Below are 19,595 nucleotides of genomic sequence, written 5' to 3' on the forward strand. Positions count from 1 at the left end.
TCACCCTCCGTATGCAGCGGCGACCGCCCGCGGGCCGCCGAGTAGCAGGAACGTATCCGCGACACGATGTCTACCGATCCCAACTTTGTTGGGTGATTTATCGGACGCGATAGCAACGCTTTTCAGATCGCGAAGCGCTTCGGAGGAAATTTTGAGCAGACGCTCGGATGATTCGATTGCCGTGCGGGAGTCGGGCGCGAAATTCGTCAGATCCAGCGTTTGCCCCGCCAGAATCTTCGACACCGCGGTCACAAAGGACATCCCCGACCTCCGACCAATGCGACGGTCCCCCCGAAGGACCGCCGATAGTGAATCGTACGTCCCGCCAACCGATCCCTGGTCTGATTCACAGCGACTTCAAATCTGGGCTATCGGCCTGGTCGCGACGCCCTTTCAGTAGAGGGGCCGTTGCTGAGACGAAGCTAAGCGCTTGCTGAGCCGACACCGTCAACTCGACGGCTTGTCCGGTTTTCGGAGTCAGAGCCTACGAATCCGCTGATAATTCGGGCAAACCGGGGCCGCCGAATTGGCCCGGCTGATCATCGAACAGTGCCCCGACTGCGTCGGGAAGAGATCTCTACGGTAGATAGTTGATCTATGAATCTTGACCCGCGGACGCCCGTGGTGGTCGGAGTAGGGCAAGCGGCGGAACGCATCGATGACGCCGACTACCGGGCGATGTCACCCGTCGAACTGGCTGCGGCCGCCGCCCAGGCCGCGATCGATGATTGCCGTGCCGCCGCCGTCGCCGCCGAAATCGACACCATCGCCGCGCTGCGGCAGTTCGAGATCTCCGGCCCGGCCGCGAACGCCCCGCTGGGCCGGTCCAACAACTACCCGCGCTCGGTGGCCAAACGGATCGGCGCCGAACCGCGCCGCGCGATCTTGGAAATCGTCGGGGGGCAGGGGCCCCAGCACCTGATCACCGAGCTGGCTGGGGAGATCGCTGCGGGCCGCTCGGAGGTTGCGCTGATCTTCGGATCGGATGCCACGTCGACCCTGCGGCACTTTGCCCAGGCCGCAGAAGAGGAGAAGCCGGACTTCAGCGAGACCGTCGACGGTGACCTGGAAGACCGCGGACCCGGCATCGAGAAGTTGATGTCGCGCTACACGGTGATTCACGGGCTGATCGATGCGCCGACCCAGTATGCGTTGATGGAAAACGCCCGACGGGCAGCGCTCGGGCTTGGGCCGGCGGAGTACCTGCGGCGGATGGCTGAGCTGTTTGCGCCGTTCAGCAAGGTCGCCGCGGCCAATCCGTTCTCCGCCGCCCCGGTTGAGCGGACCGTCGACGAACTGATCACTGTCACCGACAGCAACCGTATGATCGCCGAGCCCTACCCGCGACTGCTGGTCGCCCGCGATCAGGTGAACCAGGGTGCGGCGGCCCTGCTGATGTCGGTCGGAACGGCCAAGCGCCTCGGCGTGCCCGAAGACAGATGGGTGTATCTGCGCGGGCACGCCGATATGGAAGAACAGGCGATGCTGGAGCGCCCGGACCTCGGGCATGCGCCGTCGGCGGTGCTGGCGGCGCGTGAGGCACTGAACGTGGCAGGCATCGGTGTCGACGACGTCGCCACCTTCGATCTGTACAGCTGCTTTCCGGTGCCGGTGTTCAACATCTGCGACGGCCTTGGCGTCGCCACGGACGACCCGCGCGGATTGACCCTGACGGGCGGACTGCCGTTCTTCGGCGGCGCGGGCAATAACTACTCGATGCACGGAGTTGCCGAGACGGTGGCCCGGATGCGACGCGCACCAGGGCAATTCGGACTTGTTGGGGCCAACGGCGGGATCCAGAGCAAGTATTCGGTGGGCGTGTATTCGACGACACCGGGGGATTGGCGGCCCGATCGCAGCGCTGAGTTGCAGGCCGAAGTCCGCGGCTGGCCGACGGTGCCGGTCACCGAGACTCCCGACGGCTCCGCCACCATTGAGACCTATACCGTGCGGCGCGACAGCGGGCGTGCCACCGGAATCATCATCGGTCGACTGACGGCCGACGGGACCCGTTTTCTGGCGACCACCGAGGACGACGCGCTGATCTCCCGCCTGACAGACAGTGACCCGCTCGGATCGTCGGTGCGGGTCAGCTCGTACGAATACGGGAATCGGTGCTTACCCGCCTGAAGAGCTGCGTCATCCGTGTAGGCCGGGCAAGCCGTTCGCGCCGAATATCGGTCCGCCTGCCCCGCCCGTCCCACCGGTGCCGCTGAAGCTGGGTTGGCCGCCGAGGTCCCCGCCGTTGCCGCCGTTGCCCCCGTTGCCGAAAAACCCCGCATCCCCGCCGTTACCGCCTGTTCCTCCACCGGAGTTGGCACCGCCAAATGCGGCAGATCGCGCGCCGGCGCCGCCGCTGCCACCGGAGCCGATCAGGACGCCGGCTTGGCCGCCGTCCCCGCCGGCGCCCCCGCGCATGTAGCCGTAGCCACCGGCACCGCCCTCTCCTCCATCGCCGCCCAACATCGCGCCGCCACCGCCTTCGCCACCTGCACCGCCGTAGTAGCCGTACCCGCCGGTGCCGCCGGCGCCGCCGGTGCCGTAGAGAAATCCTCCGACCCCGCCGTGCCCACCAGACCCGCCCGTGCCTTGTGCGGTGGCGCCGCCGGTGCCACTGATACCGCCCGCTCCGCCGGCTCCACCGAATCCGAGGAGTGTGCCGCCGGCACCGCCAGTGCCACCAGAACCTCCTGCGGCTTGGCCGAACCCGCCGGCGCCCCCGGCGCCACCGAAACCGAAGAGGCCTGCTGCGCCGCCGTTTCCGCCTGCGCCGCCTATGCCGGCGGCGTGGTCTGTGAACGGGGAGCTGCCGGTACCGCCTACCCCGCCTGAGCCGAAGATCATTCCGCCAGCCCCCCCGGTGCCACCCTTCGCAACGTTGATGAAGGTAGAGGTGTGAATTGGCCCGCCGGCACCGCCGTTGCCGAACAGGCCTGCGGCGCCACCGGTTCCACCGTTAACCCTGCCGAAGCCGCCGTCGCCGCCAGTGCCGAAGATGAGCCCCCCAGCCCCACCATTTCCGCCGTTGAGGCCGCCGCCGCCGGTTCCACCATTGCCGAACAGTCCGGCAGCCCCTCCGGTTCCGCCGTCGCGTGGCCCGGATCCACCGGCGCCACCACTGCCGAACAGCAGTCCACCGTCGCCGCCGTTGGCCCCAGTACCTGGCGCCGCGTTTGCGCCGTTGCCGATCAGCGGGCGTCCAAGTAGTAGCCGGGTCGGTGTGTTGATCACATCGAGCACCTGCTGGACAATCTCCTGCAACGGCGACACGGCCGCGGCTTCGGCCAGCGCATACTGCCCGGCACCTGCCGTCATCCGTTCAACGAACTCGGCGTGGAACGCCGCCGCGTCAGCGCTGAGCTGTTGATAGGCCTGTCCGTGCGCTCCGAACAAGTCGGCGATCGCGGCCGACACTTCGTCGGCACCCGCGGCCAGCACCCCCGCGGTCGGGGCCAAAGCCGCCGCGTTGGCCTGACTGATCGCCGAGCCGATATGCGCCAGGTCCGAAGCGGCGGCCGTCACAAACTCTGGCGTTGCAATGACAAACGACATCTCATATCTCCCGGAAAACGACGAATGACGATCAGTGTCATCAGGATCGTTTTCGCAGGAAGGAGGGCATAGCGTAGCTGACTACCTAATTATTTCGGGCGTCAATCCCGCTAGCCGAAAGGCGTTTGCCGTTCGGTCGTCAGGCGAACGAGGCCAGCTTGCCGGCCAGTCGCTCCACGTAGGCAGCGACCTTGTCCTCGCCGGTGTCCGGCATGCCGAATAGGACTTCGGTCACACCGATTTCGGCCCAGTGCGCCAGCTTCTCGGCATCCGGCTTGAAGTCCAGAGCCACGATCTGGGGGGCGCCATCGCGACCCGCAGCGGCCCAGGTGTCCTGGAGTAACTTCACCGGTTCGTCGATGTTGAAGTCACGCGGAGTTGTGATCCAGCCGTCGGCGCTGCGCGCGATCCACTTGAAGTTCTTCTCGGTGCCGGCGGCGCCGACCAGCACCGGAATGTGGGACTGCACCGGCTTCGGCCAGGCCCAGCTGGGCCCGAACTTCACGAACTCGCCGTCGTACTCGGCTTCCTCCTGCGTCCACAGCGCCCGCATCGCCTCGAGGTATTCGCGCAACATGGTGCGACGACGGCCGGCCGGCACGTTGTGGTCGGCGAGTTCGTCGGTGTTCCAACCGAATCCGACGCCGACGCTGACCCGCCCGCCGGACAGATGGTCCAGCGTGGCAATGCTTTTCGCCAGGGTGATCGGGTCGTGCTCGACGGGTAGCGCGACGGCGGTAGACAGCCGGACCCGCGACGTCACCGCCGACGCAGCGCCCAGGCTCACCCATGGATCCAGCGTGCGCATATAGCGGTCGTCGGGCAGCGTCTCGTCGCCGGTGGTCGGGTGGGCCGCCTCGCGCTTGATCGGAATGTGGGTGTGCTCAGGCACGTAGAAAGTGTGAAAACCGTGCTCGTCGGCAAGTTTAGCGGCTGCCGCCGGGGCGATGCCGCGGTCGCTGGTGAACAGAACGAGGCCGTAGTCCATGCCCCAATTTAGAACGTGTTCTACTTTTGTTCGCGGGCGGGGCCCCTGTTCAGGCGACGCTGGCGCCGAGCAGTGAGCGGCATTTGTTCCTGAAGGTGCGCTAGCGTGGTTGGTCGAACGGCATCGAAGCCACGGCAGCAGCGCCGCGTCGCATCTGCTGCATCATGCGGCATCGAAAAGCAACAGGAGGACTCATGACCTACCCGCCCGGTGGTCCCGGCTATCCACCCGCTCAGCAGCCGGCCGGCTCCTACGGCGCTGCGGCGCCTGCTCCCGCTGCCCCGGGTGAGCCTGGCGAGAGCAAGCTGGGCCTGTACCTGGGAATTGCGGTAGCCGCCCTGGGTCTGCTGGCGTACTTCTTCAGTTTCGGACCGATGTTCACCTACAAGTCGGATCTCAGTGGACTGGGAGATATCTCCGGCGACGCGGGATATGCGATTCCCGTCGCGGTGCTGGCAGCGCTGCTGGCCGGCGTCGGCCTGCTGCCGAAGGCCAAGAGCTACGTGCCGATCGTGGCGGTTCTCTCGGTAGTCGGCGTGCTCCTGATCATCTCTTCGACGTTCAACAAGCCAGACTCGTTCGCGACCGGGTGGGCGCTGTGGATCGTCCTGGTGTGCATCGTCTTCCAGGCGGTGGCCGCGGTCGGTGCATTGCTGCTGGATTCGGGTGTGATCTCCGCCCCGACGCCGCGGCCCAAGTACGACCCGTTCGGGGGCTACGGCCAGTACGGACAGTATGGGCAGTTCGGCGGACAGCCAGGCGGGTACTACGGTCAGCCGAATGCACAGCAGCCCGCGCAGAACCCGGCCCAGGCCTCCGGTTACGGTGCGCAGTATGGCGGTGGCGGCGGCTATCAGTCCGGTCCTAACCCGCAGTCGGGCGGATTCGCGGCGCAGCCCACGCAGCAGGTGCCCCAGCAGCAACAGCAGGGTCCGTCCACTCACACTCCGCCTACCGGCTTCCCGAGCTTCAGCCCGCCGCCTCCGGTCAACGCCGGCAGCGGATCGCAGGGTGGATCGGCGCCGGTCAACTACGGCAACGCGGCCGGCGGGCAGCAATCGTCCTACGGCCAGGGGCAACAGTCGTCACCTGGTGCGGCACCGGTCTAACCGTGCGCTCTCGCGCCTGACCGCGCTCGTGCGCGGCGAGTGAACCTCGTGCTCGAAGAGTGAACAGAGTGTCGGGAAGAGGCGAGGACAGCCGAGCGGCAGGCGCTCGGCAAGCGCGCGACCTCGTTCGAGTCGCGTTTGCCCCCGCGGTGGTGGCGCTGGTGGTCATCGCGGCGATCACCCTCATCGAACTGCTGATCGCCAACAGCGACATGACCGGCGCGTTGGGCGCTATCGCCAGCATGTGGCTCGGCGTGCACCAGGTGCCGATCTCGATCGGCGGGCGCGAACTGGGTGTTATGCCCTTATTGCCCGCTCTGCTCATGGTGTGGGGCACCGCACGCACCACCGCGCGGGCCACGTCGCCTTACTCGTCGTTGCTGGTCGCCCGATGGGTGATCGCGTCGGCTTTGGGCGGGCCCATACTGCTGACGGCGATCGCCCTCGCCGTCATCCACGACGCGTCGTCGGTGCTCACCGAGCTGGAGACACCTAGCGCCCTGCGGGCGTTTACCAGCGTGCTGGTGGTGCACCTCGTCGGGGCGTCGATCGGGGTGTGGTCGCGCATGGGGCGACGGGCGCTGGCGCGATCACCACTGCCCAATTGGCTGGGTGACTCGCTACGTGCCGCGACTGCCGGGGTACTGGCCTTGCTCGGGCTGTCCAGTGCGGTGACTGCCGGGTCCCTGGTCGTGCACTGGGCGACCATGCAGGACCTGTACGGGATCACCGATTCCATCTGGGGTCAGTTCAACCTGACCGTGCTGTCGGTGCTGTACGCCCCCAATGTCATCGTCGGCGCCTCGGCGATAGCGGTCGGTTCCAGCGCGCACATCGGTTTCGCGACGTTCAGCCCGTTCACGGTGTTCGGAGGCGACATCCCGGCATTGCCGATCCTGGCCGCGTCGCCCACGCCACCACTCGGGCCGGTATGGGTGGCACTGCTGATCATCGGAGCGTCGGCAGGAGTCGCGGTCGGGCAGCAGTGCGCTCGGCATGCGCTGCCGTTCTTCCAGGCCATCGCCAAGTTGTTGGTCGCTTCCGTCGTCGGAGCGCTCGTGATGGCGCTGCTGGGGTACGGCGGAGGCGGAAAGCTCGGCAACTTCGGCTCGGTCGGCGTCGACATCGGCGCGCTCATTATCGGGGTGTTCTTCTGGTTCTCCGTCGTTGGTGCCTGCACCGTCGTGATGGCCGGCGGTATCAGGCGGCGCCCCCGGCGGGCGCGGCCCAAGCCGGTTGCACCGGATCCCGGCCCTGATCCCGGTGACGATGAAGATTCGCTGTTGGGGGCCTACGACGACGACATCGCCGCTGGCGAAGGGGACGATGCGTCCGCTGACGGCTCGGAGTACGCGGACGATTTCTACGTGGACGACGAGTTCCGGGGCGGCGAAGAATTCCGGGACGACGAGTTTCGGGGCGATATTCACCGTTCGAATGACGGGTGGTCCGCCGACTCGGACACGCTGATGCCCGACGGACCGGCCGCGGATCCCCGCGAGGGTCGCAGGCGCGACGAGTAGCGGTATTGCTGTCGGCGGGACGCAGTCTGGATGCCCTGAGTGCAGCCTCGGCTCCGGCAATCAGCGCAGCGGCCGGGAGTGGTCGCCCAAGGGAGCCCGGCTAGGCTCGCCGTGTGCTGGAACCGCTCCGTGTACCCCCGAGTGCACCGGCACGACTGGTGGTGCTGGCATCCGGCACCGGTTCGTTGCTGAACTCCCTGCTGGACGCCGCGGTTGGTGAATACCCGGCTCGAGTGGTGGCTGTTGGGGTGGACCGTGGTTGCCGGGCCACCGAGATCGCCGCGAACGCAGGGATACCGTCCTACACGGTTCGGGTCGGTGACCACCCCACCCGCGACGCTTGGGACGCTGCCGTCACCGAAGCCACCGCGGCACACCAACCCGACTTAGTGGTATCCGCGGGGTTCATGAGAATCCTTGGACCGCAATTTCTTTCGCGATTCAGCGGACGTACCCTCAACACGCACCCGGCGTTGTTGCCCGCCTTCCCCGGCGCGCACGGCGTTCGTGACGCGCTGGCCTACGGAGTGAAGGTCACTGGCTGTACGGTGCATCTGGTAGACGCCGGAGTGGATACCGGTCCAATTCTGGCTCAGCAACCAGTCGCGGTGCTCGCCGATGACAACGAAGAGACGTTGCACGAACGCATCAAGGTCGTGGAACGACAACTTCTGGTGGACGTGGTGGCAGCGATAGCAACTGGCGGCGTGACGGTGACTGCAAGAAAGGCACTCATAGGATGAGCATCGACAGAAAGCCGATCCGTCGCGCGTTGATCAGCGTGTACGACAAGACCGGGCTGGTCGACCTCGCCCAAGGCCTGGCCGCCGCCGGGGTCGAGATCGTGTCGACCGGATCCACGGCGAAGACCATTGCCGACAAAGCGATTCCCGTCACCCGGGTCGAAGAGCTGACCGGTTTCCCCGAGGTGCTCGACGGACGCGTCAAAACCCTGCACCCGAAGGTCCACGCCGGTCTGCTGGCCGATCTTCGCAAGCCCGCACACGAGGCGGCCCTGCAAGAGCTTGGAGTCAAGGCCTTCGAACTCGTCGTCGTCAACCTCTATCCCTTCAGCGAGACAGTCGATTCCGGCGCCGGCATCGACGAGTGCGTCGAGCAGATCGATATCGGCGGGCCCTCGATGGTGCGCGCGGCGGCCAAGAACCATCCCAGCGTTGCCGTCGTCACTGACCCTCGTGGATACGACGGAGTCCTCGCTGCCGTGCGTGACGGCGGATTTACCCTCGGCGAGCGCAAAAAGCTGGCTTCGTTGGCATTTCAGCACACCGCCGAGTACGACATCGCGGTCGCGGCCTGGATGCAACAGACCTTGGCTCCGGAAGAGCCGGCGCAGGAGTTCCCGCATTTCTTCGCCCGGAACTGGCGCCGCGAAACAACGCTGCGCTACGGCGAGAACCCACATCAGCGGGCAGCGCTCTACACCGACCCCGCTGCGTGGCCGGGCCTGGCGCAAGCTGAGCAGCTGCACGGCAAAGAGATGTCCTACAACAACTTCACCGATGCGGACGCGGCCTGGCGGGCAGCTTTCGACCACGAGCAGACGTGTGTGGCGATCATCAAGCACGCCAATCCCTGCGGCATCGCGATCTCCGAAATCTCGGTGGCCGATGCGCACCGCAAGGCCCACGAATGCGACCCGCTGAGCGCGTTCGGTGGCGTGATCGCGACGAACACCGAAGTAAGCCTCGAAATGGCGGAGTTCGTCAGCACCATTTTCACCGAGGTGATCGTCGCGCCGGCCTACGCGCCCGGCGCCCTCGACGCGCTGACGCGCAAGAAGAACATCCGGGTGCTGCTGGCCTCGGAACCGCTCCTCGGCGGGCACGAACTGCGGCCGATCAGTGGCGGACTGCTGATCCAGCAGCGCGACCAGCTCGACGCTCCCGGGGACGACTCGGCCAACTGGACACTGGCCACCGGCGAACCCGCCGACCCTGCCACCCTCACCGACCTGGTCTTCGCGTGGCGCGCCTGCCGCGCGGTGAAGTCCAACGCGATCGTGATCGTCGCCGGCGGCGCGACCATCGGGGTTGGCATGGGGCAGGTCAACCGAGTGGACGCCGCCCGGCTTGCGGTGGAACGCGGGGGCGAGCGGGTCAAGGGCGCGGTCGGGGCTTCCGATGCGTTCTTCCCGTTCCCCGACGGCCTGGAAACGCTCGCGGCCGCTGGGGTCAAAGCGATCGTGCACCCCGGTGGTTCGGTACGTGACGACGTGGTGACCGAGGCGGCGACCAGGGCCGGCATCACGCTGTACCTCACCGGGGCACGCCATTTCGCGCACTAGCGAATTCGGCTGTGAGTGAAATCCACGGCGTGACACGCTGCAAAGTCCGCCGGGAAAACCGGCGCGGGTAACGCGGATCCGTCCGGCGTCGTACTTTGGAGTGGTGACTTCACCGAGCAACCTGCCCCGTACCGTCGGCGAGCTGCGTGCCTCCGGTCATCGAGAGCGGGGGGTCAAGCAGGAACTCCGCGAGAATCTGCTGACCGCGTTGGCCGAGGGTGACGACGTTTGGCCCGGCATCCTGGGCTTCGACGACACCGTGATTCCTCAGCTGGAACGCGCCCTGATCGCCGGCCACGACTTTGTTCTGCTGGGCGAACGTGGCCAGGGCAAGACCCGATTGCTCCGCGCGCTCACCGGCCTGCTCGACGAGTGGACGCCGGTGATCGAGGGATCCGAACTGGGCGAGCACCCGTACACGCCGATCACGCCGGAGTGGATCCGCCGCGCCGCCCAGGCCCAGGACGACCTACCGATCAGCTGGAAACACCGTAGCCAGCGTTACACGGAGAAGCTGGCCACGCCCGACACCAGCGTCGCCGACCTGGTCGGTGACATCGACCCGATCAAGGTCGCCGAGGGCCGCAGTCTTGGGGACCCAGAGACCATTGCCTACGGACTCATCCCGCGTGCGCACCGCGGCATCGTCGCCGTCAACGAACTGCCCGACCTCGCCGAGCGCATCCAGGTATCGATGCTCAACGTGATGGAAGAGCGCGACATCCAGGTCCGCGGCTACACGCTGAGGCTGCCGCTCGACGTCCTTGTCGTAGCCAGCGCCAACCCGGAGGACTACACCAACCGGGGCCGCATCATCACGCCACTCAAAGACCGGTTCGGCGCCGAGATCCGCACCCACTATCCGCTCGAGTTGAATGCCGAGATCGGTGTCATCGCCCAAGAGGCGCACCTGACCGCGCAGGTGCCCGATTACCTGATGCAGGTGATCGCGCGATTCGCGCGCTACCTGCGGGAATCCAGCTCGGTCGACCAGCGTTCCGGGGTGTCGGCGCGGTTCGCCATTGCCGCCGCCGAGACGGTGGCCGCCGCGGCCCGACACCGCGGCGCGATCCTGGGCGAGACCGACCCGGTGGCCCGGGTGGTGGATCTGGGCACGGTGATCGACGTGCTGCGCGGCAAGCTGGAATTCGAATCCGGCGAGGAGGGTCGCGAGCAGGCCGTGCTGGAACATCTGCTGCGCCGTTCGACCGCTGACACCGCCTCCCGCGTCCTGGGCGGCATCGACGTCGCCACGTTGGTGACCGCCGTCGAGGGTGGTTCCGCGGTGACGACGGGCGAGCGGGTGTCGGCCAAGGACGTGCTGGCCGCGGTGCCGGGGCTACCGGTGGTGGACAAGATCGCGGCGAAGCTGGGTGCGGAGTCCGAGGGTGAGCGGGCCGCGGCATTGGAACTGGCGCTGGAGGCGTTGTATCTCGCGAAGCGCGTCGACAAGGTATCCGGGGAGGGGCAGACCGTCTATGGCTAAACCCGGTTCGAGGGGTAACTCATCGCGATATTCGGCGTACTCTGGCGGGCCCGACCCGCTGGCACCGCCGGTTGATCTGCGTGAGGCGCTCGAACAGATCGGCCAGGACGTCATGTCGGGCACATCGCCGCGCCGGGCGCTGTCCGAGTTGCTGCGACGAGGCACCGAGAACATGCGCGGTGCCGACCGGCTGGCTGCCGAAGCCAATCGGAAGCGACGAGAACTGTTGCGCCGCAATAATTTGGATGGAACCCTGCAAGAGATCAAGAAGTTGCTCGACGAAGCGGTGCTGGCCGAACGTAAGGAACTCGCCCGCGCACTCGACGACGACGCCCGGTTCTCCGAATTGCAACTCGAGGCGCTGCCGCCGTCCCCGGCCAAGGCCGTCCAGGAGTTGTCCGAGTACGACTGGCGTAGTGGCGAGGCCCGCCAAAAGTACGAGCAGATCAAGGATTTGCTGGGCCGCGAGATGCTCGATCAGCGCTTTTCTGGAATGAAGCAGGCGCTCGAGGGCGCCACCGACGAGGATCGCCAGCGCATCAACGAAATGCTGGACGACCTGAACAACCTGCTGGACAAGCACTCTCGCGGCGAGGACACCCAGCAGGATTTTCAAGAGTTCATGGACAAGCACGGCGAATATTTCCCGGAGAACCCGAGCAACGTCGAGGAATTACTGGACTCGCTGGCCAAGCGTGCCGCTGCCGCACAGCGGTTCCGGAACAGTCTGAGCCAAGAGCAGCGCGACGAGCTGGATGCTTTGGCGCAGCAGGCATTTGGATCGCCGCAGCTGATGCAGTCGCTGAATCGCCTGGACGCGCATCTGCAGGCGGCCCGGCCCGGCGAGGACTGGTCCGGATCTCAGGAGTTCTCCGGCGAAAACCCGTTGGGGATGGGCGAAGGCGCGCAGGCGTTGTCGGATATCGGCGAGCTGGAGCAGCTGGCCGATCAGCTGTCGCAGGCATATCCGGGCGCCAGCATGGACGACGTGGACCTCGACGCGCTGGCTCGCCAACTCGGCGACGAGGCTGCCGTCAATGCCCGGACACTGGCCGAACTCGAACGCGCGCTGGTCAACCAAGGTTTCCTGGACCGGGGCTCCGACGGCCAGTGGCGACTCTCGCCCAAGGCCATGCGCCGACTTGGTGAGACGGCGTTGCGCGATGTGGCACAACAACTGTCAGGGCGACGCGGCGAGCGTGATCACCGCCGCGCCGGGGCGGCCGGTGAGCTGACGGGCGCCACGCGTCCGTGGCAGTTCGGGGACACCGAGCCATGGAACATCTCCCGGACACTCACCAATGCCGTGCTGCGGCAGTCGGGCACCCGCACTCTCGACGGCGCGAACCCTTCGCTGAGCATCACCGTCGACGACGTCGAAGTGTCCGAGACCGAAACCCGCACCCAAAGCGCGGTAGCGCTGTTGGTGGACACCTCGTTCTCGATGGTGATGGAGAACCGCTGGCTTCCGATGAAGCGAACAGCGATCGCGTTGCATCACCTGGTGGCCACCCGGTTCCGCTCAGATGCCCTGCAAATCATCGCTTTTGGCCGCTACGCGCGGACGGTGACCGCTGCCGAGCTGGCGGGCCTGGAGGGCGTCTACGAACAAGGCACCAACCTCCATCACGCGCTCGCGCTGGCCGGGCGTCACCTGCGCAGGCACCCCAACGCACAACCTGTGGTGTTGGTTGTCACCGATGGTGAACCAACGGCTCACCTGGAGGACTACGACGGCGACGGCACCTCGGTCTTCTTCGACTATCCGCCGCACCCGCGCACCATCTCCTTCACGGTGAAGGGCTTCGATGATATGGCCCGGCTTGGCGCACAGGTCACTATTTTCCGGCTCGGCAGCGATCCCGGATTGGCCCGGTTCATCGATCAGGTGGCGCGGCGAGTGAAAGGCCGAGTCGTGGTACCCGATCTCGACGGGTTGGGTGCGGCAGTGGTGGGTGACTACCTGCGGTCGCGACGGCGCTAGCGGGCAGGTCTGACGAGATCGTCGGGTAAGCCGGCGAGTACCACCGCCATGTTGTAAGCGCTCATCCGGAGTTGGCCGTTGCTTCCTGTGCGGGCATAGTCCGAATGTCCGTATGCCCTTTGGTGAAGTTGACCGTCCCCGTACTCATGAGCCGGCGCCACGCCGGTGGCGGTCGACAAGGGCATCATGCCCGGCACGTCCTGCAAGGCTGGGCCGAACGCTCCGAAGCCTGGGATAGCCTCGGCCACATAATCATTGACACCGATCAGGTAATAGGCGTGCCCCGGCTGCACCCCGAGTTGCGACGCGTCGGTGATTTCGCCACCCGGAGAGCCGTAGAGGACGACGTCGCTCACCGGCGCGCCCTGCTGCAGCGCCAGGCTGGTGACCAGGGAACCGTAGGAGTGGCCGAATGCCGTGATTCTTTGATTCACAACGTTGCTCGACGCGGCCAGCCCCTTGTAGAAGGCATTTAGCCGATCCGCTCCGGCGCGCGCATGCCAGTCATGAGTCACGTCGCGCAGGCTGTCGGGTGCGTCGTATCCGAGCCAGGCTATCGATGCAACCGCGTCGGCGTTCGGCCGGCCCGCCGCCATCCGCAGATCACGTGCTTTATTGCGCTGCGCCGCAGCCTGATTCGTCGCATCGATGGCGGTGACGCTGACCCGGGTATTCAAGCCGCCCACCGTCACGCCGACGCATTCCGCATTGTCGACGTCACCAACTCCAACTGCCGCCAGTACTTTTCCGGGATTTCCGGTGGTGTCCAGCAGGATGAGGCTGGATCCGGGGTTGGCGTCCAGCGCCATCTGTAGTGACCGCAGGTCGGCTGCCTTCTCGCGATCTGTGTGCCAGAGGCCGGCGCCGTCATACCAGCCCTGCTGCAGCCGATTGATTTCGCGTTGTAACACAGGAACATTGAGCTGGTTGCGGACGACGACGGGGATGCCGTCGAGGTTGCGAATGGCGTTGGGAAACCATTCCCTGACCCGATCCTGCTGGCCCGGGGTCAGTCCATGCCACCAGCTGCTCACCTGCTCAGGAGTGTTTCCCGACGGCGGCAGCGACGGCATGCCGGGCGGTTGATGACTCAGTTGCGCATCAACTCGGTCGGGCGAGAGGTCACCGTCGGCGCCGCGAATCGCCGCGGCCAGATCCTCGTCGGCGTTCTCCGCAGCCGCCAGCAAGCATTGCAGACTCTCGGTCAGCCGCACCGCGGTCTCAAGGATCACCTGTTGGTCGCCGGCGGCGAACGCGGACAAGTTCGACGGCGGCAATGCCGCGCCGGTCGCATCGTTGATGCGCAACTGGCTTTCGGCTGCCATGCCGCGGATTGCGTTGAGGCGCAACTTGATCGAGTCGACTTCGTCGGCCGATTGTTCGGCTGCCCGCCCGACTGCGTCGCACTCGTCGGCGTGGTTGTCCAGCGCCAGCCTGGTGTGCTGGGTCGCGGCATGTGCGGCGTCGGCGGCTTCACCACCGAAACTCACGAGTCGCATCATTTCGGTGATGGCCCCGGATGCGGTACGGGTGCCGTGTGCGCGCCTGATCGCGGCATCTAAGACGGTCCTGATCGCTTGGGCATCCCAGCGGTCGATATCGCTGAGGGTCAGCGTCATGGCCGACTGACCGCGATGGCGTTTTGACGCTCCATCTGCCGAAGTCGGGCCGCGGCGACACCCAAGCCGCGGGCGTGCTGCCCGAAGCGGGCTTGGTGACCCGCGCTGGCTGTGTACCAGCGGTCCAGCAGTTCCGACAACGCGCCTGCCGAAGCGCCGACCCAACCGGGCCGTGCCTCGTCGGCGTCTCGATGGCAGCTCAGTTGCAAGGCCAGTAAAGACTGACCGTGGGTGGCCAATTCACTGCCCACGTGAGACAGCAAATCGGGAATCGCATTCAACTCTTCTGCCACATCAACCCGCCTTCGCCGACGCAATGTTCGACGAAGTTTGGCAATGGGCAGGAGGATCAGCCACTCACTTTGAGCGGCCCTGTGGATCAGAACTGGAGGTTAGGTATGAGCCTTGCGCGACTTGCGCTTGATGCCGACCCCGCCCCAGAACGAGAACCCCTGAATCCTCACGTGGGGCGCACCGCGCGTGCCCGCGCCGTCAACCGAGTGGTCGAAGTTCCCCATCACTCCGCGGCCGGAGATCTCGACATTGATTTCCGGCGGCAGCAGGATGGTCTGCGCACCCATGATCGAGTACGCGTGAATCTCGACCTCGGTCGAGGTGAAGTCCGCGTAGCGCAGGTCCACCACGCCACTGCCCCAGAACGTGAAGGTGGTCAGCTTCTTGGGCACGTTCCACCGGCCCCGGCGCTCAAAGCCGCTCATGATGGCCAGCAGCAATGTCGACGGCGCGGGATTGCAGTTGCCGCCGCGTCGCGCGCTTACCGCCGCGCCGGGCAGGTCCGCCCGCAGTTGATCAAGCTCGCGATAGGTGGTTGCGGCATAGGCCTTGGTTAGCCGGTCTTCGTAATCGTTGAGCTGCAGACGACCTTGCTCGGCCGCGTAGGCCAGCAACTGTGCAAGCTGGATGCGATCGGTGTCCTCGGCGCGCAACAATTCGTCGCGCGTGGCTCTCGCGTCACGCTGGGCTGGGTTGGTCATCTCACCCGCGAGCTTACGACGTCAAGATATTGCTGCAAGAGGTGTTGGCTAAACTGCAACCTTCGCGCCGGCTTCTAGCCGGAAGTGCCTGGTTGGGGCGTTTCCTCCGGCAGCGAAACCCACGTCGGCGGACGTTTTTGCAGAAATGCCAGCATGCCTTCGCGCGCTTCGTCGGACACGAATAGCCGCGCCGACTCCTCAGTGAGCCGCTCGGCGTCGCGGTCGAAGCCTGCCAATACGGCAGCGGTGGTTAACGCCTTGGACGCTGCCAGCCCCTGTGGCGATCCGCGGCCAACGTCTGCGACCAGGCCTGCCACCGCCGCCTCCACGTCGTCGGCGGCCACGGTGATCAACCCGATCTCGGCAGCTTCGCCGGCACCGAACGTTTCACCGGTGAGGTAATAGCGCGCCGCGGCCCGTGCCGACAACTTCGGCAGCAACGTCAGCGAGATGATCGCCGGGGCGACGCCGATCCGTGCCTCGGTCAGGGCGAAGGTGCTCTTCGGCCCGGCCACCACCATGTCGCACGCGCCGATCAGCCCGAAACCACCGGCCCGAACATGCCCGTTGACGGCGCCAATCACGGGAAGCGGCGAGGAGACGATGGTGCGCAGTAGCTCCGTCATCTCCCGAGCGCGCGAAACGGCCAAGTCGAACGGGTCACCCCCGCCGGCTTCGCTCAGATCGGCACCCGCGCAGAACGTGCCGCCAGTGTGCCCGAGCACCACCACCCGGACTTCGGGATCCGCCGCGGCCGTCCGCAAGCCCTCGTGTAGCTGCGTGACCAGCGCGGTGGACAGCGCGTTGCGATTGTGCGGCGAGTTCAGTGTCAGCTTGGCGGCCGCACCATCGCGTGCGTACTCGACGAGTGTGTCCATCAGTACGAGCGGGGCAAGCCGAGCGACGTCTGCGCGACGAAGTTCAGCACCATCTCGCGACTGATCGGTGCTATGCGGGCCAGTCGCGACGCGGTCAGCATGGCGGCCACCCCGTACTCCTTGGTAAGCCCGTTGCCGCCCATCGACTGCACCGCCTGGTCGACCGCGCGGGTCGATGCCTCGCCTGCCGCGTACTTGGCCATGTTGGCCGCTTGGGCGGCGCCGCCGTCGTCGCCGCTGTCGTAGAGTGTCGCGGCCTTCTGCATCATGAGCTTGGCCAGTTCGACCTCGATGTGGCACTGCGCCAGCGGGTGCGCCAGACCTTGGTGCGCCCCGATCGGTGTGGACCACACCTTGCGGGTCTTGACGTAGTCGGTGGCCTTGTTGAGCGCGAACCGGCCCATCCCGACCGCGCTTGCCGCACCCATGATGCGTTCGGGGTTCAATCCCGCAAACAGCTGTGCGATTGCAGCGTCCTCGGCGCCGACGAGCGCGTCGGATGGCAGTCGCACATCGTCGATGAAGACCTGGAACTGACGTTCGGGACTGATCAGCTCCATTTCGATCGGGGTGTAGTTGAAGCCGGGCGAATCGGTGGGAACAACGAACAGCGCCGGTCGAAGCTTGCCGGTCTTGGCCTCCTCGGTACGACCCACCACCAGCACCGATTGCGCTTGGTCGACACCGGAGATGTAGACCTTCTGGCCCTTGAGAATCCAGTCGCTGCCGTCGCGCCGCGCGGTCGTGGTGATCTTGTGCGAGTTGGAGCCGGCGTCGGGTTCGGTGATGGCGAACGCCATGGTCAACGATCCGTCGGCGATGGCCGGCACCCAGCGCTTCTTCTGTTCTTCGGTGCCGAACTTGCTGATGATGGTGCCGTTGATCGCCGGCGAGACGACCATCAGCAACAGCGCCGATCCAGCGGCTGCCATTTCCTCCATCACCAGTGCGAGCTCGTACATCCCCGCGCCGCCGCCGCCGTACTCTTCGGGCAGGTTGACGCCGAGGAAGCCGAGTTTGCCTGCCTCAGCCCACAATTCATCTGTGTGCTCTTGGGCGCGCGCCTTCTTGAGGTAGTACTCGGCGCCGTAGCCGGCCGCCCACTCCGAAACGGCTTTGCGCAGCGCCTGACGGTCCTCGTTCTCGATGAAGCTGGTGTCACTCATTGGTTTTCCCCTCCTGATTCGGCCGCTTCTACACGCGCCAAGATTTGACCGACCTCGACCTGTTGGCCGGTTTGCACATTGAGTTCCGCGAGCACCCCGTCGGACGGCGCGGCGATGGTGTGTTCCATCTTCATCGCCTCCAGCCAGATCAACGGCTGGCCGGCGGTGACGGTCGCACCGACCTCGGCGCCGATGCGGATGACGTTGCCGGGCATGGGCGCAACCAGCGATCCCTGCTCCACCGCCGACCCCGGCTCGGGGTAGCGAGGCAGTGCGACGAGATGCACTGGTCCGCGGGCCGAGTCGACGTAGACGTCATCTCCGAATCGGGCGACCGCGAAACTGGTGGCAACTCGGTGCTCGGCCAGCACCACCTCGTCCGGCGACGACGAGATCAGCTGCACCGTGGGATCGTTTGGAAGAGCTAATCCTGTTCTGGTGAATCGGTATTCGATGAGTTGCTCGGTGTCCGTGTCGTCTCGGTAGGTTTTGGCCTGGAAACCCGAGACCAGGTTGCGCCAGCCGCTGGGCGCCGAGCCGAGTGCTCCGGACAGCTTTGCCGTGGCGCGGTTCTGTGCGGCGTCGGCCAGTGCGGCCGCAATCGCCGACAACCGAACCGTGGCGGCGTCGGCCAGCGGCGCTGAGAGCTCCGCCAGCCCGTGGGTGTCGAAAAACGCTGTGTCCGTGGCACCCTCGAGGAACGCGGGATGACGTAGGACATGCACCAGCAATTCGCGGTTGGTGCGCAGCCCGTGCACATGGGTGCGGGCCAGCGCGTCCGCGAGCACCAGCGCTGATTGCCGGCGGGTGGGGGCATATGAAATGACTTTAGCCAGCATCGGGTCGTAATAGATCGACACAACTGAGCCATCGACGATGCCGGAGTCCAGCCGAATTCCGGTGCGGTGTCCCAGCAGACTGAATTCAGCGCGCACCGAAGGCACGTGGAACCTGTGCACGGCACCAGCCTGCGGCTGCCACGATTGGGCCGGGTCCTCGGCATACAGCCGAGCTTCGATCGAATGTCCCTGCGCCGCGGGAGGTTCCGCCGCCAGTCTGCCGTCGGCGGCAACGTCGAGCTGCAGCTCGACCAGGTCCAGTCCGGTGGTCTCCTCAGTGACCGGATGCTCGACCTGAAGCCGGGTGTTCATCTCCAGGAAGAAGAAATCACCCGCGTCGTCGGCAAGGAACTCCACCGTGCCCGCGCCGGTGTAGCCGATGGCGCTCGCGGCCAGTCGGGCGGCCTCGAACAGCTTGTCGCGCATACCCGGTACTCGCTCGACCAGAGGCGACGGCGCCTCTTCGATGACTTTCTGGTGACGCCGCTGGATAGAGCATTCGCGCTCACCGACCGCCCACACGGTGCCATGGGTGTCGGCCATAACCTGCACCTCGATGTGATGGCCGGTGGGTAGGTAGCGCTCACAGAACACCGTCGGGTCGCCGAACGCCGATTGGGCTTCGCGCTGCGCCGCCTCGACTTCCGCTGACAGTGAGGACAATTCACGCACCACCCGCATACCGCGGCCACCGCCGCCCGCGGAGGCCTTTACCAGTACCGGAAGCTGCTCTTGGGTGACGGTCTCCGGGTCGAGTTCCTCGAGCACCGGCACCCCGGCGGCGGACATCAACTTCTTGGACTCGATCTTGGAACCCATCGCTCGGACCGCATCCACCGGCGGCCCGATCCAGGTCAGGCCCGCGCTTTGCACGGCCGCGGCGAATTCGGCGTTCTCCGAGAGGAATCCGTAGCCGGGGTGGATGGCGTCGGCGCCGGCGGCCTGTGCGGCCGCGATGATGGCCTCGGCGTTGAGGTAGTCGTTGGTCTGGACCAGCCTGACCCGGGCGTCAGCCTCGGCGACATGTGGGGCGGCCGCGTCCGGTTCGGTGTAGACGGCAACGGTGCCCAGGCCCAGTCGCCGACAGGTGGCGAACACCCGACGGGCGATCTCGCCGCGGTTGGCAACCAGCACTCGAGTGATCGGCATCT

Annotated in this window: 16 protein-coding genes; 7 read left to right on the forward strand and 9 right to left on the reverse strand. The window is 66.2% G+C overall.

Annotation, left to right across the window (positions count from 1 at the left end):
* A complete protein-coding gene (locus ACZY1I_RS08760) occupies positions 1-261 on the reverse strand; it encodes a hypothetical protein (protein WP_463753960.1) in 261 nt (86 codons plus the stop codon).
* Between the two features lie 336 nt (positions 262-597).
* On the opposite strand from ACZY1I_RS08760, the gene ACZY1I_RS08765 reads away from it, so the two are divergent.
* Positions 598-2,130, forward strand: coding sequence for an acetyl-CoA acetyltransferase (locus tag ACZY1I_RS08765; RefSeq protein WP_463753961.1), 1,533 nt, complete (start codon positions 598-600; stop codon positions 2,128-2,130).
* Between the two features lie 9 nt (positions 2,131-2,139).
* Here ACZY1I_RS08765 and ACZY1I_RS08770 read toward each other — a convergent pair whose 3' ends face one another.
* Both ACZY1I_RS08770 and ACZY1I_RS08775 read right to left on the reverse strand, forming a co-directional pair.
* The gene (locus ACZY1I_RS08770; protein WP_463753962.1) at positions 2,140-3,552 is read right to left on the reverse strand and encodes a PE family protein; all 1,413 of its coding nucleotides are present in this window, start codon (positions 3,550-3,552) and stop codon (positions 2,140-2,142) included.
* A gap of 139 nt (positions 3,553-3,691) precedes the next feature.
* A complete protein-coding gene (locus ACZY1I_RS08775; RefSeq protein ID WP_463753963.1) occupies positions 3,692-4,540 on the reverse strand; it encodes an LLM class F420-dependent oxidoreductase in 849 nt (282 codons plus the stop codon).
* 194 nt (positions 4,541-4,734) lie between these two features.
* Here ACZY1I_RS08775 and ACZY1I_RS08780 point away from each other — a divergent pair, with 194 nt between their 5' ends.
* The 6 genes from ACZY1I_RS08780 to ACZY1I_RS08805 all read left to right on the forward strand — a co-directional run bounded on the left by ACZY1I_RS08780 (position 4,735) and on the right by ACZY1I_RS08805 (position 12,947).
* The gene (locus tag ACZY1I_RS08780; protein WP_463753964.1) at positions 4,735-5,649 is read left to right on the forward strand and encodes a DUF5336 domain-containing protein; all 915 of its coding nucleotides are present in this window, start codon (positions 4,735-4,737) and stop codon (positions 5,647-5,649) included.
* A gap of 59 nt (positions 5,650-5,708) precedes the next feature.
* Positions 5,709-7,172, forward strand: a complete 1,464-nt coding sequence (locus ACZY1I_RS08785; RefSeq protein ID WP_463753965.1) for a cell division protein PerM — start codon at positions 5,709-5,711, stop codon at positions 7,170-7,172.
* A 113-nt stretch (positions 7,173-7,285) separates the two neighbouring features.
* Positions 7,286-7,915 carry a phosphoribosylglycinamide formyltransferase gene (gene purN / locus ACZY1I_RS08790; RefSeq protein ID WP_463753966.1) on the forward strand — a complete coding sequence of 210 codons (630 nt, stop codon included), beginning with the start codon at positions 7,286-7,288 and terminating at the stop codon, positions 7,913-7,915.
* Positions 7,912-9,477 (forward strand): bifunctional phosphoribosylaminoimidazolecarboxamide formyltransferase/IMP cyclohydrolase, encoded by a 1,566-nt coding sequence (gene purH, locus ACZY1I_RS08795; RefSeq protein ID WP_463753967.1) that lies wholly within the window; start codon positions 7,912-7,914, stop codon positions 9,475-9,477. Before purN ends, purH begins: the two co-directional genes overlap by 4 nt.
* 100 nt (positions 9,478-9,577) lie before the next feature.
* Positions 9,578-10,963: a sigma 54-interacting transcriptional regulator gene (locus ACZY1I_RS08800; RefSeq protein WP_463753968.1), complete on the forward strand. Its 1,386-nt coding sequence runs from the start codon at positions 9,578-9,580 to the stop codon at positions 10,961-10,963.
* Complete coding sequence (locus ACZY1I_RS08805) at positions 10,956-12,947, forward strand: VWA domain-containing protein (protein ID WP_463753969.1); 1,992 nt, start codon at positions 10,956-10,958, stop codon at positions 12,945-12,947. Before ACZY1I_RS08800 ends, ACZY1I_RS08805 begins: the two co-directional genes overlap by 8 nt.
* Here the strand turns inward: ACZY1I_RS08805 and ACZY1I_RS08810 are convergent.
* The 6 genes from ACZY1I_RS08810 to ACZY1I_RS08835 all read right to left on the reverse strand — a co-directional run bounded on the left by ACZY1I_RS08810 (position 12,944) and on the right by ACZY1I_RS08835 (position 19,593).
* A complete protein-coding gene (locus ACZY1I_RS08810) occupies positions 12,944-14,566 on the reverse strand; it encodes an alpha/beta hydrolase (protein ID WP_463753970.1) in 1,623 nt (540 codons plus the stop codon). The genes ACZY1I_RS08805 and ACZY1I_RS08810 overlap by 4 nt on opposite strands.
* Complete coding sequence (locus ACZY1I_RS08815) at positions 14,563-14,859, reverse strand: WXG100 family type VII secretion target (RefSeq protein ID WP_463753971.1); 297 nt, start codon at positions 14,857-14,859, stop codon at positions 14,563-14,565. Before ACZY1I_RS08815 ends, ACZY1I_RS08810 begins: the two co-directional genes overlap by 4 nt.
* Before the next feature lie 99 nt (positions 14,860-14,958).
* Positions 14,959-15,561 (reverse strand): DUF1707 SHOCT-like domain-containing protein, encoded by a 603-nt coding sequence (locus tag ACZY1I_RS08820; protein ID WP_463753972.1) that lies wholly within the window; start codon positions 15,559-15,561, stop codon positions 14,959-14,961.
* A 74-nt stretch (positions 15,562-15,635) separates the two neighbouring features.
* On the reverse strand, positions 15,636-16,439 hold the full coding sequence (locus ACZY1I_RS08825; RefSeq protein WP_463753973.1) for an enoyl-CoA hydratase family protein: 804 nt from the start codon (positions 16,437-16,439) through the stop codon (positions 15,636-15,638).
* On the reverse strand, positions 16,439-17,605 hold the full coding sequence (locus tag ACZY1I_RS08830) for an acyl-CoA dehydrogenase family protein (RefSeq protein ID WP_463753974.1): 1,167 nt from the start codon (positions 17,603-17,605) through the stop codon (positions 16,439-16,441). Before ACZY1I_RS08830 ends, ACZY1I_RS08825 begins: the two co-directional genes overlap by 1 nt.
* Positions 17,602-19,593 (reverse strand): acetyl/propionyl/methylcrotonyl-CoA carboxylase subunit alpha, encoded by a 1,992-nt coding sequence (locus tag ACZY1I_RS08835; RefSeq protein WP_463753975.1) that lies wholly within the window; start codon positions 19,591-19,593, stop codon positions 17,602-17,604. Before ACZY1I_RS08835 ends, ACZY1I_RS08830 begins: the two co-directional genes overlap by 4 nt.
* Between the last annotated feature and the right edge of the window lie 2 nt (positions 19,594-19,595).

Source organism: Mycobacterium sp. IDUB_37 (genome assembly GCF_055419245.1).